The 15,008-nt window shown below is 67.6% G+C and carries 14 protein-coding genes; 5 read left to right on the top strand and 9 right to left on the bottom strand.

What is annotated here, in order from left to right:
• Nucleotides 1-5 precede the first annotated feature (5 nt).
• From IEY58_RS23010 to IEY58_RS22985, 6 genes are all read right to left on the bottom strand, one after another.
• Entirely contained in the window at nt 6-1,883 is a 1,878-nt protein-coding gene (locus tag IEY58_RS23010) for a type VI secretion system Vgr family protein (RefSeq protein ID WP_189050187.1), read from the bottom strand.
• Nucleotides 1,880-2,242, bottom strand: a complete 363-nt coding sequence (locus IEY58_RS23005; protein WP_189050185.1) for a hypothetical protein — start codon at nt 2,240-2,242, stop codon at nt 1,880-1,882. The genes IEY58_RS23010 and IEY58_RS23005 overlap by 4 nt, the downstream gene beginning before the upstream one ends.
• A 53-nt stretch (nt 2,243-2,295) precedes the next feature.
• Entirely contained in the window at nt 2,296-2,856 is a 561-nt protein-coding gene (locus tag IEY58_RS23000) for a DUF3455 domain-containing protein (RefSeq protein ID WP_189050183.1), read from the bottom strand.
• Between the two features lie 124 nt (nt 2,857-2,980).
• Nucleotides 2,981-5,446: a two-component system VirA-like sensor kinase gene (locus tag IEY58_RS22995; protein WP_229743914.1), complete on the bottom strand. Its 2,466-nt coding sequence runs from the start codon at nt 5,444-5,446 to the stop codon at nt 2,981-2,983.
• A 5-nt stretch (nt 5,447-5,451) separates the two neighbouring features.
• Nucleotides 5,452-6,459 carry a cytochrome-c peroxidase gene (locus IEY58_RS22990; RefSeq protein WP_229743899.1) on the bottom strand — a complete coding sequence of 336 codons (1,008 nt, stop codon included), beginning with the start codon at nt 6,457-6,459 and terminating at the stop codon, nt 5,452-5,454.
• Between the two features lie 220 nt (nt 6,460-6,679).
• Nucleotides 6,680-7,435, bottom strand: coding sequence for a response regulator (locus tag IEY58_RS22985; RefSeq protein WP_189050468.1), 756 nt, complete (start codon nt 7,433-7,435; stop codon nt 6,680-6,682).
• Nucleotides 7,436-8,352: 917 nt separating this feature from the next.
• Here IEY58_RS22985 and IEY58_RS22980 point away from each other — a divergent pair.
• From IEY58_RS22980 to IEY58_RS22970, 3 genes are all read left to right on the top strand, one after another.
• On the top strand, nt 8,353-9,057 hold the full coding sequence (locus tag IEY58_RS22980) for a superoxide dismutase (protein ID WP_189050179.1): 705 nt from the start codon (nt 8,353-8,355) through the stop codon (nt 9,055-9,057).
• A 95-nt stretch (nt 9,058-9,152) separates the two neighbouring features.
• On the top strand, nt 9,153-9,962 hold the full coding sequence (locus IEY58_RS22975; RefSeq protein WP_229743898.1) for a 2OG-Fe(II) oxygenase: 810 nt from the start codon (nt 9,153-9,155) through the stop codon (nt 9,960-9,962).
• A gap of 77 nt (nt 9,963-10,039) precedes the next feature.
• Complete coding sequence (locus IEY58_RS22970) at nt 10,040-10,900, top strand: urea carboxylase-associated family protein (protein WP_189050177.1); 861 nt, start codon at nt 10,040-10,042, stop codon at nt 10,898-10,900.
• Between the two features lie 3 nt (nt 10,901-10,903).
• Here IEY58_RS22970 and gcvA read toward each other — a convergent pair whose 3' ends face one another.
• Entirely contained in the window at nt 10,904-11,803 is a 900-nt protein-coding gene (gcvA, locus tag IEY58_RS22965) for a transcriptional regulator GcvA (protein ID WP_189050175.1), read from the bottom strand.
• Between the two features lie 107 nt (nt 11,804-11,910).
• Between gcvA and IEY58_RS22960 the strand changes: the two genes are divergently transcribed.
• The gene (locus tag IEY58_RS22960; RefSeq protein WP_189050173.1) at nt 11,911-12,339 is read left to right on the top strand and encodes a VOC family protein; all 429 of its coding nucleotides are present in this window, start codon (nt 11,911-11,913) and stop codon (nt 12,337-12,339) included.
• Nucleotides 12,340-12,486: 147 nt separating this feature from the next.
• The gene (locus IEY58_RS22955) at nt 12,487-13,089 is read left to right on the top strand and encodes a DUF1989 domain-containing protein (protein WP_189050171.1); all 603 of its coding nucleotides are present in this window, start codon (nt 12,487-12,489) and stop codon (nt 13,087-13,089) included.
• An 11-nt stretch (nt 13,090-13,100) separates the two neighbouring features.
• On the opposite strand, the gene IEY58_RS22950 is transcribed toward IEY58_RS22955, so the two are convergent.
• Both IEY58_RS22950 and IEY58_RS22945 read right to left on the bottom strand, forming a co-directional pair.
• A complete protein-coding gene (locus tag IEY58_RS22950; RefSeq protein WP_189050169.1) occupies nt 13,101-14,195 on the bottom strand; it encodes an ABC transporter ATP-binding protein in 1,095 nt (364 codons plus the stop codon).
• Nucleotides 14,192-14,989: an ABC transporter permease gene (locus IEY58_RS22945; protein WP_189050167.1), complete on the bottom strand. Its 798-nt coding sequence runs from the start codon at nt 14,987-14,989 to the stop codon at nt 14,192-14,194. The genes IEY58_RS22950 and IEY58_RS22945 overlap by 4 nt, the downstream gene beginning before the upstream one ends.
• Nucleotides 14,990-15,008: the final 19 nt, after the last annotated feature.

The raw sequence follows: 15,008 nt of genomic DNA, 5'->3' as shown, positions 1-15,008 counted from the left end.
CATCGTCAGACCGGCAGGTCCGGCGGCGGCACCGCAATGAATTCCGCCGTCTCGATGTCGACGGAGGTCGCGGCCATGATGTTGACCTCGAGCGCCTCCGTCGTGACCGTCCCCGGCGTCATGATGTTGACGCCCTCCGGCGTCAGGCTGATCGAGGTCGGACCGACCCGGAGCGTCAGGGTGGTCAGGGCCGTGATCTCGACCTGGCCGAGGGTGGCCGTGATCGTGATGTTGCCGCTGCTGCTGGTCAGGCTGTGGTTCTGCCCGACCGTCACGGTCTCGTCCTGGCCGATGCGTACGGTCCGGTTGTTGGTGACGGTGAGGCTCTGGTCGTGCTCGACCTCGGTCGTGAGATCCTTCTGCGCATGCAGGAAGACGAGTTCCTGCCCCTTGCGGTCGTCGAACGACAGTTCGGAGAATTCCTGAGTCGTGCCGCGGAGCGTCGAGCGGCTGCGGAAGCCCTGCCGGGTCTGCTGCTCCGGGATCGGGAAAACCGGGCGCATTTCCTCGTGATAGAAGCAGCCGACGATGACGGGCGCGTCGGGATCGCCGTTCATGAACGACACGGCGACCTCGGTGCCGACGCGCGGCAGGTGCTGCCAGCCCCAGGTGTTGCCCGACCAGGGCTGCATGACGCGCGCCCAGATCGCCATGCCGGCGACGGTCTCCTTGCGGTGGTCGAACAGCAGCCGGACTTTGATGCGGCCGATCGGGTCGGCGTGGATCTCCTCGCCCGGGTTGCCCAGCACGATCGCCGAGAAGATGCCCGTCATGGCCGGGCGCGGGATCGACAGCGGATCGCGCCAGGGCACGGATTGCAGCAGGCAGGTGAAGCTGTTCTCGTATTCCGGCTCGGTGCCGCCGGTGATCCAGGTGTCGTCGACCGCCTTATGCTCGACGCTGTGGATCGCGTGATCGATGCCCTCGGCCTCGGTGAACGGGTCCTTGGCGAGCGTGAAGCGCCGGCCGGGGCAGAATTCCGGGTCATAGCCATGGCCTGAGCGCAGCACCGCCTCGGCCTCCGAGGCTTCGATGCGGAAGCGCGCCCGGTCGCCGGCTATCTGGTTGTCCGTCGTCATGGCGGGCCAGCTGAAGACATCGCGCTCGCTGGCACCGGCCACGGGCGAGGTCGTCGTCTGCTGCCCCTGGACCGGCGTGCTGGGCTTGGTCGGGTCGTAATCCTGCAGCCGGATCGCGCCGTGCGCGGTCTCGAGCGCTTCGGTCCAGCGGTCGAACACGTCGATGTTGTTGCCGCCGTGGACCACCCAATGTTCGGGGTGGTCGGTCGGCTTGAACGACTGGTTGCGGTCGGTGATGACGAGCGTATGGGCTGAGGCCGAATGCTCGAAGAAATAGAAGTAGCCGGCCTCCTGCATCAGCCGCTGCGCGAAGGTGAGGTCCGTCTCGTTGAACTGTGTCGTGTATTCCCGCGTGGGCTGCGCGCCGTAGATGCGGAACTCGACCGGCGCCACGCCGTGCTCGGCGAACAGCTGCTGCAGGATGTCGACGACGGTCTTCTGCTGGAAAATCCGGCAGTCCGCCGCCTGTTCGAGGAACCAGAGGCGCGGCACGATCTCCAGCCGATAGGTCCAGCGGTCGCGGCGGGCGAGGCCGACCGCCTCCATGCGTCGGACCAGGCCGTGAAAGAAGCGGTCGGCATGCGGGCGCTTGCGCAGCGTGATGCAGACTGGCTGATAGACGAGCTCGGTCGGGTCGATCGCGCGCACGGTCGAGACGGCGGTGAGCTCGATCCGAAACGGCCGGCTCAGTTCCTCCCGTGCCGTAAGGCCGATGGCATGGAGCGTCCCCTGCTGAATAGGCAGCGTGTCGTCACCGAGCGGCGAGCGCAGGAGCAGCAGCGGCTGGGACCGGCCGCCGGTCATTTGGCCGGTCCCCCGTCGCCCGCGCAATTGTAGGTCCGGATATTCTTGATGTCGGTCAGCACGCCCGCAGCGCCGTCGGGCCGCCAGGCATAGACCGCGTCGGCATAGACCTGGCCGTTCGAGCCGGTGACGGTCGCCAGCGTGTGCCCTTCGCCCTTCGTGCCGATGCTGAGGAGGACACCGGTGCCGGCTTCGTCGGCGCGGACGGTGACGTGCTGCTCAGCGCCGCGTCCCTCCGTCGGCTTGCAGACATAGGTGCGAGGTTCGGCCGGAATCGGTTGCGAGGTTGCCTGTTGGGCGCAGCCTGCGAGCAGCAGGATACCGAGGCCGAGCGGGGCGGTGGATGCGAGCCGTGACATGGGGAAGCTCCGGACGACGGGAAGATGCGGGTCGATGAAGGCGGGGAGGAGGGTCAGCGGCCGTTCTCGCCCTGATCGGTCTGAGTGGGGGTGGGCTGAGCGGGGGCGGGCTGATTGGTTTTTCCGGGGCGCAGGAACGAATAGGTCGCCTGGTAGGGCACGGTCGTGACCGCCCCCTCACGGGCTTTGCTGCAGCCGTCCGCGGGGGCGACGCCGCCGACAGTCTCGGTGCGCAGCACATAGGTGACGCCGTCAAGCGCACCGTGGCCGTCGTGGGACGAGGCCTCGAGCACGAGCCAGGGGATGGCGGCGGCGGGCGACGGAATGGTCTCGATCGTTCGCCCGACGATGCTGCTGCCGTCGGTCGCGGTCCAGCGCGGGCCGACGCTATGGTGGCCCGTGACGTGGCCGTCGGCGTCGGTCAGCATCGCGTCCGGCTGTCTCAGCATCCAGGCATAGCCGTCGACTGACTTCTTGCAGTCGTAAATCTGGACGCCTTCGCCGTGCCAGCGGATGACGCCCTGCGTGCCGGCGGGCGTGTTGGCCGACGTGCTGGCCGCCGGGGCGGCGGTCGCGAGCGTCGTGAGCGCCATCAGGATGCCGCGCTGAAACATTTCCGTCCTCGCCGACTTCGCCTTCGTTGGAGACGAGCCGAGACTGCGGGGGCGGCGTTACTGAACGATGCCGGTTGCGGGCGTTCGCGTTACCGCTGTAGCACGGGACGCGTTCGCCCGGCCGTTACACGCGGCTCCCGCTCGGCTCCAGACAGCGGCGCAGTGCGGTGGCGACGCCGGCCGGGTCGAGCGGACGGCTCACGATTTCCACAATGCCGGCGCCGGCGAGCGCCGACGCGTCGACACCGTCGGCGCTGGTCGTGGCGAGCAGGATCGGCAGGTCGGGCGCGCTCGCGTGCAGCAACCTGGAGAAGTCCGTCAGCTCTGCCGCCGGCCCGGTGTGGGCCAGGATCAGCGCATCGAAGCGGTCGGGCGCGTCGCGGCAGGCGGTGAGTGCATCCGCCGGCCGGCTGAAGCCAACCGGCTCGTAGCCGATCGCGGCCAGGATCTCCTCGTGCCGTTCCAGACGCCCCCGATCCTCGTCGATCAGCAGGATGGTCTTCAGCCGATCGAGCGCCGGCGCGGGCGGGACATTCTCCGCCGCGACGGCGGCGCTGGCCTGCGGCAGCCAGACGTCGAAGCGGCTGCCGTGTCCGGGGTGGCTCTCGACCTCGAGCCCGCCACCGTGCTCAAGCACGATCTCGCGCACGGTCGCGAGGCCCAGGCCATGGCCGGCGCGCCGCGTCGTGAAGAACGGCTCGAAGATCCGGGCCAGCACTTCGGGACTCATGCCGCGACCGGTGTCGCTCACCGCGATGCGCACATAGGGGCCGGCGGTGAGCGTGCCGTGGCCGAGCACGCGTTTGTCCGCGACCTCGTGCAGGTCGACGGCGATCCCGATGCGGCCGGCGGACGTGAGCGCCTGCGCCGCGTTATTGCAGAGATTGAGCACCACCTGCTGTAACTGGGCACCCTCGCCCATGACGATGGCCGGTATCGTCTCGTTCGGCACGACCAGCTCGACTGTCGGCGGTAGGGACGCCCGCAGCAGCGACGCGGCTTCGGCGATGAGCGCATCGACCCGCACGGCTACCTGCTCGCCGTGGCGAGGCCGGCCGAAGGCGAGGATCTGGCTCACGAGTTCGCGCGCCCGCTCGCCGGCGGTGCGGATTTCCCTGAGGTTCCGGGCGATGCGGCCACCGAAGGCGACGTCGGTCTCGACCATTTCCGAATAGCCGAGGATGGCGCCGATCAGGTTGTTGAAATTATGCGCGATGCCGCTCGTGAACGCGCCGACCGTCTCCATGCGCCGGGCCTGCTGCAGGCGCGTCGCGAGCCGTGCGCGTTCCTCTTCGAGCCCTTGGCGCGTCACGGCATTGGCCAGCACGTCGAGTGCCACGCGCGCAAAGCCGACGTCGGCTGTCTCGGTGAGCCGTCCGGGGCCGAGCGCGTCGAATCCCAGGAAGCGGCGCGTGCCGCGGCGGTCGTTCGCCGTCATGCAGAGCCAGCCGGCGAGCCCGGCGGCGGCGAGCGTGTCGCGCTGCGGACTGGCGGGCAGCCGGCCGATGCGTGCGACATGGACGAAGCCCATGTCGGCGACGCCGAGGGCCGCGCAAAGGGCCGGCACCTGGTCCGGCCAGCCGGCGGGCGGCAGGGGTGCGTCGTTTCGGCGCCACAGATGCAAGCGGGTCGACTTGCCGACCTGCAGGAGATAGGCGCGGTCAGCGGCGAAGGCCGCGGCAAACTCGCCCAATGCCTGCTCGATCTCCGCGTCGCACAGATGCAGCGGCACGCTGAGGAAGCGCATCGACACGCTGGCGACAAGATGGTCGAAGGCGGCCCGCTCCCGGAGCGCGCGCGCCCTGAGGCGCAGGACGCGCGCGAGGTGTGCCAGGAAGCCGAGCAGGATCAGCGCGAAGCCGTACAGCACCAGCCGGAGCTGCTGCGCCTGCTCGCTCAGCGCGTCGCGCCGGGCTAGCACGAGCGTGCGCAGCCGGTCGCGCTCGTCCTTGATCGGCAGGGCGTGCAGCGCCTGCAGCACCTCGTCCGTCCGGGGCAGCAGGGCCTGAAGCAGCGTGCCGTGCGCAATGAGGCCCAGCCGCGCGTCGGCCGGATTGGGATCGGGCGGCAGGGCCGCCAGCCGTTCCAGGCGATCGGCCACCGCCTGCGCGGTCTCGTCCGAAGTGTCGAGCGTCAGCTGCAACATGGCGGCATCGAGCGCTGTCACCGCCGCGACGGTCGCCGGGTCGTCGGACTTGCCGAGCTGCCCGCTGAACAGCCGGAAATAGGCGAGTGAATTCTGCAGCAGCGCGTTGTTGCTCTTGAACTGCTCGGCGAACCCCGAATGCTGGTCGACAAGACCGGCGAGGCGAGCCACGACGTCGGCCTCGTCCGGAACGTCCACGGTCATCGCCCTCAACTGATCCGTCACGTCGCCGAGCGCCCGGCCTGCGCGCGCCATCGTGTCGTAGTTGCGCAGCATGCCGGCACGCGCCGACAGCGCGTCGCGATCTATCGCCGCCTCCAGCATCGCGAACCGGTCGAGGGCAACGAGGATGCGGTCGAGCGACCTGTCGCCGGCGTCGATCGACCGGAGCGCGATCCAGGTCAGCACCAGGAACAGCAGGGCAAGCGCCCCCGCGATCTGCATCAGTCTCACGGCGGCGCCGGTGCGGTGACGGTCGGTGTGGTGACGGTCGGGCTGGTGACGGTCGGGGCGGTGACGGGCCGGCCGCGATAGTTGCCGGTCAGCGTTCCGAGAAACGCGACGATATCCTGCACCTGGTCGTTCGACAGGACCTGGTTGAGCTGGGCGAAACCCATCTGCCGCACCGCGTCGCCGAGCGTAGGCGCGCTGCCGTCATGGAAATAGGGCGGCGTGGTCGCGATGTTCCTGAGGCTCGGCACGCGCAGGATCTCCGGCTTTGGCGAGGCCAGCGGATGGAAGATGCCGTGCCGTTCATAGAGATTGCCGCCGACGTTGACCCCCTGATGGCACGAGATGCAGCCGAGCGACTTGAAGAGGTGGTAGCCGTTCATTTCCTGCGGCGAGAGCGCCGTCTCGTCACCCATGAGCCAGCGGTCGAAGCGGCTGCCGGGGGTGATGAGCGAGCGTTCATAGGTCGCGATCGCGTCGAGCAGGCTCGACCGGTCTGGCCCGTGCCCATAGGCCTCGGCAAACTGATGGGCCGTGTCCGGGTCGGCTCGCAGCCTGCCCAGCACTTCATCGACGCTGGTCGCCATCAGGGTCGTCGCGTTGAGCGAGAATTCCGCCTGATCCTCCAGCGACCGGAACCGGCCCTCCCAGCCCAACCGGAAGCTGAGCGCCGAATTGAAGACCGTGCTCGTGTTGAAAGCGAGCGGCGTGCCGTCCGGCGCCAGGTCGGTCCGGCCGGCGTCGGCGCCGTTGGTGTGCGGGTCATGGCACGAGGCGCAGGAGCGGGAGCCGTCATGCGACAGCCGCGGGTCGGCGAACAGGCGCTCGCCCAGCGCGACCTTCCGAGGATCGGCCGCGGGCGGCTGCGGCAACGGCGAGATCGGCTCGTTCTGGGCGTTGGCGTCGACCGCCTTCGCCGTCCGCACACCTCCCAGCAGCGCGCCAACCGGAACGCCCGCCATGACGATCAGCAGGAGCGAGAGGCGGGTCCACCGTCGCCGCGGCATTCTAATAAAAGGCATAATCAGGGTTTCAGCCGATATCCGCGGTCGGGTCTCCGGATGCGTGGCCTGGCCGCCCGGGCGAGAAGGCTGCGACGACAAGGCTGCGCGGCAACTTCGCCATGGCATCGTTACCGGATTGTCGCTTGCCGGCGGAAAGCGGTTACGGTCGTAACAAAACGGCCAACGACACCCGCGTTGCCGCGGGCCGTCATCCGATTTCGGGTCACACGATCTCGACGGGCAGCGCGAAGATGTAGCCGACGCCGCGCTCGGTCTGGATGATCCGGGGCGCGCTCGGGTCATTCTCGAGCTTGCGGCGCAGGCGGAGGATCTGCACGTCGATGCTGCGGTCGAACACATCCTCGTGCACGCGCGTCGCCTGCAGCAGCTGCTCGCGCGACAGCGGCCGCTGCGGCGCGTCGAGGAAAGCGGTCAAGAGCGCGTATTCACCCTTGGTGAGCGGGACAGGCACGCCGTCGGGCGCGGACAGCCGGCGCAGGCGGCGATCGAGCAGCCAGCCGCCGAACCGGTACTTGCCGCGCTCGGGCCCCCGCTGCTGCGTCACGCCGCCGGCCTCGTGGCGACGGAGCACGGCGCGAATGCGCGCCAGGAGCTCGCGCAGGCCGAACGGTTTCGTCACATAGTCGTCGGCGCCCAGTTCCAGCCCTACGACCCGGTCGATCTCGTCGCGCCGATAGCCCGTCGTGATGATGACGGGCACGTCCGAGCGCGACCGGATCTCGCGCAGGAGGTCCAGGCCGTCGTCCTGGCCCAGCCGGAGGTCGAGGATGACGAGGCTCGGCTCGTAGCCCGCGATCTGGCGCACCATTTCCTGCCGCCCGGCGGCGCCGACCGCACGGATGTCCTGCTCCTCCAGATAGTTCACGACCATCTGGCGCATTGTCGGATCGTCGTCGACGACCAGTATGCGCGCATTCCTGCCAGCCTCGGTGCTGACGCTGCTGCCGTCGAAAATCATGCTACCCACGGAAGATATTGGCGCGAATTTGCTCATGGTCTGAAGGAGCCGCGTCGGAGGTGGGAGAGCCAACCGACGCTTGGGCGCGTCGAGCGGGGTGCCATTTCGACACAAATTGCGTCCGGCGCCGGGGGGAAGCCTCCGACCCAGCGACCATGAAAGACACGGAAGCATTCGCCGCCGCGATACGCGCGTGAACATCATCACTTCGCGGAGGGAATCAAGCTTTGACATTTTGCATATCAGCCATGCGTTCTGCACATTTTCAAATGTTTGTGATGAACGAGGAAGACGTCAGCTCGGCTGTTGGTTGAGAAACGCTGGTATTTGGCGAATGCCTGATGGAAATTTTTTTCCTTTATTTCAAGTGTAACGACCGACTTTCCTGCGCCTATCTTGGAAGGACGCAGGCGATTCCTCGGACTTCGCCTGAGACAGGCGAACATTCCACGAGCGATCGAATTCCTTCATCTGTAGCGCTTCCCCGATCGGCCGAAACGATGTCGTAGCGCCGCGCTCGATAAGTTCAACTGCAGAGACGAAGAAATTCTCGTTCACGCGGTTGCTTCAGTTGTCGAAGCAACGTGCGTCGATTTTTCCAAATCTTCTTTCGGAGAAGGTGCTTTCTCGCGATCGTTTCGGTCGTGAACGGCAGCGTCCTCTTCGAAATCCGGAAATCGATGGAAGTAATGAATGGCCCTCAAGGGCTTTTTATCGGGAAAAGGGGTTCTGGAATGAAGGGTTTCTTTGGCGCAGCAGCGCTGCTCGACCCGGTGCTCACCGAGAAATACGCCAGCGCCACGGTGAACGTGGGCCTGCGCTACCACTTCTGATGCCGCCGCCCCCGGAGCGGCGTCTCGGCGTCGCCCGGGGGTTTCCCTCGATCTTAGGGCCAAGCCCCAAGGAGTGCTCCCGCCATGACGTTCTCTCCGACCCGCCGGCAGATGCTGGCCGCCGCACCGCTCCTGGTTCTTTCTGCTACGACGGCCGGCTGGCCGCAGGGCGCCCGCGCCGCCGCGACGGGCCCGTTCGTCCAGCCGGCCCTACCGTTCGAGACGGCGGACCTGACGCCGGTCATCTCGTCGGCCACGGTCGAGCTGCATTACGGCAAACACCATGCCGGCTACTTCACCGCGCTCAACGCGCTGGTCGAGGGCACGCCCTACGCCGCGATGCCGCTTGAGCAGGTCGTCGTTCGCTCGGCGCACGACCCGGGCGCAGAGAAGATCTTCAACCAGGCGGCCCAAGCCTGGAACCACAACCAATATTGGGAAAGCCTGAAGCCCGGCGGCAACCGGGCGCCCCGGCGTGAATTGGCCTCGGCGATCGAGCGGGACTTCTCGGGCCACGCGGCATTCCAGGACGCCTTCGTGAAGCAAGCGTCCGAGGTGTTCGGCAGCGGCTGGGTCTGGCTCGTCGCCTCGGCCGGCCGGCTCGAGATCCTGGGCACGAGCAACGCCGACAATCCGCCGGCGCACGGCAAGCAGAGCCTGCTCGGCATCGACGTATGGGAACATGCCTATTATCTCGACTACCAGAACCGGCGCGCCGATCATGTGCGGGCCGTGCTCGATCGCCTGGTCAACTGGTCGGTCGTCGAGGATCGGCTCGCCCCCGTCTGAACGCTGCGGCGCCGGATTTGACCGCAAGAGCCGGAGTGCGCGGCCGTCCCTCGGGGTGCGAGACAGATCTCGGGCCAAGAGAGAAGGAGACGATCATGGGCACGACGACCCGCGAGGCAATGATCCGCGAGGCGAACAACGGCGCGCGCCGCTCCGGCGATGAAGACCGCGGCGTGAGTGACGGGGGCAAGGCCGAGGGGGGCTGGGCGACCCGGGTGGCGGCGGTCGATTGGCCGGCCGTCACCACGGCTCTCGATGCAGAGGGCTGGGCGCTGCTGCCGAAGCTGCTCGACGGCGCCGAATGCGACGCTGTCGCCGACCTCTATGACCGGGACGTTGGTTTCCGCAGCCGCGTCGTCATGGCGCGGCACGGCTTCGGCCGCGGCGAATATCGCTATTTCGCCTATCCGTTGCCGGCGCTGGTCGGGGAGTTGCGGACGGCGCTCTATCCGCATCTGGCGCCGATCGCCAATCGCTGGCACGCGCGGATGGGGCTTGCCGAGCGCTTCCCGGTCGATCATGCCGCCTTCATCGACCGCTGCCATCGAGCGGGCCAGACCCGCCCGACGCCGCTGTTGCTCCGTTACGGGCCAGACGACTACAACTGCCTGCATCAGGATCTCTATGGCGCGCATGTCTTCCCGCTGCAGGTCGCGGTGCTGTTGTCGGCGCCGGGCCGGGATTTCGAGGGCGGCGAGCTCGTGCTGACCGAACAGCGGCCGCGCATGCAGTCGCGCGCCTCGGTCGTGCCGCTCGGCAAGGGCGACGCGGTCGCCTTCGCCGTCAACAGCCGGCCCGTCGCCGGTACACGCGGCGACTATCGCGTGACCCTGCGCCACGGCGTCAGCACGGTCAGAGCCGGCCAACGCCATACGCTGGGCGTGATCTTCCACGACGCTGCCTGATCGGCCTGTCAATCCCGCGACCGATGGGCTACTGGTCGATCGTCAGCCGGAACAGCGAGAGGGAAGAAATACCGCCCATGAAGCCGCAGCATCCTGAAACCGTCGCTCCGCCGGACGCGGCCGCGCGCAAGGGCGTGGCACCGGTGATCTGCTATCCGATCGAGACGCTGCCCGCGGCCGATGTCGCCGGCTATCGGGCGGCCCGCACCGGCTGGACCAAGATTGACGAGGTGGTCGTGCCGGCGCGCGACGCGCGCAGCTTCACGGTCCCGGCGGGGCATTTCTTCCGGATCGTCAGCGTCGAAGGCCCGCAGGTCGGCGATCTCAATCTCTGGAATGCCGACGATACGAGCGAACGCTTCTTCTCGGGCAAGACGCGGGCGCTGCACGGCACGCATGTCTCGACCGGCGACCGGCTCTGGTCGAACCTGCCGTATCTCCGGCCCATGGCGACGATCACGGAGGATACGCTCGACTGGTACGGGTTCGACGAATTCGGCGGGGCCGTCCATGACGTGATCGGCACGCGCTGCGACCCCTATACCAACATGCTGCTGCAGGGCAGCGAGTATCATTACTGCTGCCATTCGAACCTGACCCGCGCCTTCGCCGATGCGTCCCACGACACGCTCCGTCACGCCGAGCCCCATGTGCACGACGTGTTGAACGTGTTCATGTGCACCGGTTTCACGCGCGACACCGGCCAGTATTTCATGAAGACGACGCCGGTGCGCCCGGGCGACTTCCTCGAGTTCTTCGCCGAGATCAATCTCTTGGGTGCGCTCTCGGCCTGTCCGGGCGGCGATTGCGGCTCGAAGCATTCGAGCGACGTCGCCCAATGCCATCCGCTGCTGGTCGAGGTCTATCGCCCTAAGGCAGCTCCGGCGGGCTGGCACTCGCCCGCGCGCAACGCCTACAGCGGCAGCCACGGGCGCTGACGGTCAGCGGGGAACCGCCTCTGCCGCCTGGCGCAGCAGCCAGGTCTTGAACAGCCGAACCTTGCGGGCGCGGTCGGCCCCCGGCCGATGCAGGATGTAATAGGCGGTGTCGGGCCGGACGGTCTCGGCGATCGGCTGGATCAGCCGGCCGGCCGCGAGTTCCGTCCGGACGAGGAACAGCGGCATGAGCGCGAAGCCCATGCCGGATGCCGCTGCCTCGGCAAGCATGAACAGATGCTCGAAGGCCGGCGCCTGGGCAAGGTCGGGCGCCGGCACGCCGAAATGTCCGAAATAGCGTCGCCAGCCGTCCCGGCGGGTCGTGTGCTGCAGCAGCGCCCGGCCCGCGAGATCGGCCGGTCCTGTTACATCTTGGGCGCCCGACAGGTGCGGCGCGCAGACGACGCCGACCTCTTCCGTCATCAATCGTGCCGCTGCCGCGGCGGGCCAGGGCGGCAGGCCGTGGCGGATCGCCATGTCGACCCGGTCGGTCGCGAAATCGACCGGCCCGTCGCCCGCGGCGAGGTCGACCTGGATGTCGGGATGCGCACGCTGGAACGATGGGAGCCGCGGCACGAGCCAGCGCATCGCGAGTGTCGGCAGCGCGCTCAGGGACAGGACGCCGGCCCTCTCGAAGCCGCGCGCGTCGCTCGTGGCGGCGGCAATGCGGGCGAGCGCTTCCGTGATCTCGCGATGATAGGCGGCACCGGCCGGCGTCAGGCCGATCGCCCGACCGTGCCGCTCGAACAACTGTACGCCGAGCTCCGTCTCGAGCGACTGGACCATGCGGCTTACCGCCCCTTGGGTCACGTTCAGCTCATGGGCTGCAGCCGTGAAGCTCAACAGCCGGCCCGCGACGGCGAAGCTTCGTACGGCATTGAGCGAGGGCAGTCGGCCCGGGTCCATGCGTTCAATCCATGAGAAAAAGTCATGATGTGAACGTATATCTCGTTTGTCAATCGGCTGGCGATGCCGCCTTACTTGTGCATCGCAGCAAGCTATCCAGAGGACCCATGAGCGCGCTCAGCCCCTTCCATATTGCCTTTCCGGTCGATGATCTGGCCGCGGCCCGGCATTTCTACGGCACGGTGCTCGGCTGCCCTGAAGGCCGCAGCGCCGACACCTGGATCGATTTCGACCTGTTCGGCCACCAGATCGTCGCCCATTACAAGGCGCCGGCGGAGGCGGCGGACGCGGCCCACCACAATCCGGTCGACGGGCACGACGTGCCGGTGCCGCATTTCGGCGTGGTGCTGCCGATGGATGAGTGGCATGCGCTGGCCGAGCGGCTCAAGGGCGCCGCCGTGCGCTTCGTGATCGAGCCCTATATCCGCTTCAAGGGCCAGGTCGGCGAACAGGCGACGATGTTCTTCCTCGACCCGGCCGGCAACGCGCTCGAGTTCAAGGCCTTCGCGGATGTTTCGCAGCTGTTCGCGAAATAACAATCCCCGCCGGATCGCTATCCCGGCTGGCTGTCTCTAACGTGGGCGGAACCGATCTTCGGTTCCGCCCAATCGCGTTTGAGAAATTTCCTCAATTATAATATGGCGGTCCGCTGAGCGTCCTCGATCAGGAAACGGAGCATCCTCATGTCCGATCCGGCTCTCGTCACCATTCCCGCCCGCCGCGGCAAGGCCGCTCGCGTCAAGCAGGGGCAGATCGTCAAGGTCATCAACACCCACGGCGACCAGGTGGTCGACACCTGGGCGTTCAATGCGGACGACCTGAACGAATTCATGTCGATGGAGCACACGCGGCCGCACATCATGAAGATCATGCCTGCCGTGGGCGACGCGATGCTGACCAACAAGCGGCGGCCGATCCTGACCTTCATCGAGGATACGTCGGGCGGCGTCCACGACACGATCATCAGCGCCTGCGACCGCTACCGCTACAAGTTCCTGGGCGTCGAGGGCTACCACGACAATTGCACGGACAATCTCCAGGCGGCGATGGGCGAGCTCGGCCTCGCGGCGCCGGAGACGCCGTGCCCGCTCAATCTGTTCATGAACATCCCGGTCCATGCCGATGGCAGCCTGTCGTTCGAGCCGCCGGTCTCGACAGCGGGCAGCTACGTGGCGCTCCGGGCGGAGATGGACCTGGTGATCGCGTTCAGCGCGTGCCCGCAGGACATCCTGCCGATCAACGGTGTCGGCCACCTGCCGACTGAAGCCCATTTCTCGGTCGACTGAGGCAAGCAGACTCAATCCTCGGCGAACAGATGCGTGCGCTCGATCGGCCAGGCGAGTGCCACGCGCATGCCGCGGGCGAGCGGGCTCGCACTCGTTGAGCCTGAGCGCTGCACGGTGGTCCAGACGGCCCCTTCCTCGGGCAGGTCTACGGTCACGACACTATGGTCGCCCATGAACACCAGGTCGCGGATCTCGCCGGCCAGCCGGTTCTCGCCATTGCACGCGTCCGTTTGCGCGGCGACCCGCACTTCATGCGGCCGCACCATCAGGCGGAGTGACCGGGTGGACAGCTTGCCATTGGGGGCAGCCTTCAACACGCAACCCGTGCGGCTCCGCACGAGGCCGGGCGCGCCGACCTCGCCCGTCACGGCAAGAAAATTGGCATTGCCGAAGAAGCCTGCGACGAAGCGGCTGGCCGGCTGGTGGTAAAGCTCATTGGGCGAGCCGAACTGCGCGATGCGGCCGGCGCCGAACACGGCGATCCGGTCGCTCAAGCGCAGCGCCTCGTCCTGGTCGTGGGTGACGAACAGGATGGTGACGTCGAGCCGGCGATGGAGCTCCTTGAGCTCGACCTGGATTTCCTCGCGCAGGCTCTTGTCGAGCGCGCCCAAGGGCTCGTCCATCAGCAGGAGCGGCGGCTCGTAGACGAGCGCGCGAGCGACCGCCACCCGTTGCTGCTGGCCGCCCGACAGCGTCATGGGCCGCCGGTCCGCCATGCCGCCCAGCTGCACCAGGTCGAGTGCCCGCGCGACGCGCGCTGCGATCTCCGCCTTAGGCAGGCGTCGAACCTGCAGCGGAAAGGCGATGTTCTCGGCGACCGTCATGCGCGGGAACAACGAATAGCGCTGGAACACCATGCCGATATTGCGGCGGTGCGGCGGTATCGCTTGCAGGGATCGGCCACCCAAGAGGATCTCGCCGCTGGTGGGAGCCTCCAGCCCGGCAATCATGAACAGCGTCGTGCTCTTGCCGGAGCCGCTGGCGCCGAGGAAGGTCACGAGCTCGCCGCCTTCGATGGTGAGGTTCACGTCCTCGACTGCGGCGACCGGCCCATAATGTTTCGAGAGGCCCTTGAGCTGCAGGCTTGCGGTAGCCGACCGGTTCATGCGCGGCGCCGTCCGATGAAAGCGAGGCCCGCCAGGATGGCGAGCGAGACGGCGAGCAGCAGGGTCGCGACCGCGGCCACGGCTGGGCTGAGATCGAGCCTGAGCGCCGCCCAGACCCGAACGGGCAAGGTCTGCAGATCCGCATTCGCCATGAAAATACTCACGACCACCTCGTCCCAGGATGTGAGAAAGGCGAAGAGCGCGCCAGCCAGGATGCCGGGCGCGATCGACGGCAGGGTCACCCGCAGCACGGCCACGACCGGCGAAGCGCCGCAGATCACGGCCGCGCGCTCGATCGCCCGATCGAATCCTGCGAGCGCATTGGCGACCGACAGGATGGTGAAGGGCAGGGCCAGCACCAGATGGGCCAGCACGAAACCCAGATAGCCGCCGGTCAGGTGCAGGCGCAGGAACACGGCATAGAGCGCCACGCCGATGACGATCACCGGCATCACCATGGGCATCATGAGAAAGCCGCGGATGGCGGCGCGCCCGCTGCGATGGCCGCGCACGATGGCGAAGGCCGCCGGCACGCCCAGCAAGACCGAGGCGACCATGACCATCGTCGCGATCGCGAGGCTGTGCCCGGCCGCGGCCAGCCATTCCGGATCGGCCAGCACTTGGCTGTACCAGCGCACGGTCCAGGTCGGCGGCGGAAAGGCGAGCCAGCGCGAGCCGTCGAACGACAGCGCCACGACGAACAGGATCGGCAGCAGCAGGACGGCGGAGACCAGCGCCGTCCAGAGTGCCAGCGCCGAACGGCCCCAGCCCATGCCGGTCGGGCTCAGCAGCATGATCGGCCTCGCTTGCTCA

Origin of the sequence: Aliidongia dinghuensis (assembly GCF_014643535.1) — a bacterium.
In the GTDB taxonomy this organism is placed as follows: Bacteria; Pseudomonadota; Alphaproteobacteria; order ATCC43930; family CGMCC-115725; genus Aliidongia; species Aliidongia dinghuensis.
The sequence above is the reverse complement of the archived record's forward strand: the minus strand, read 5'-3'. Positions and strand labels throughout refer to the sequence as shown.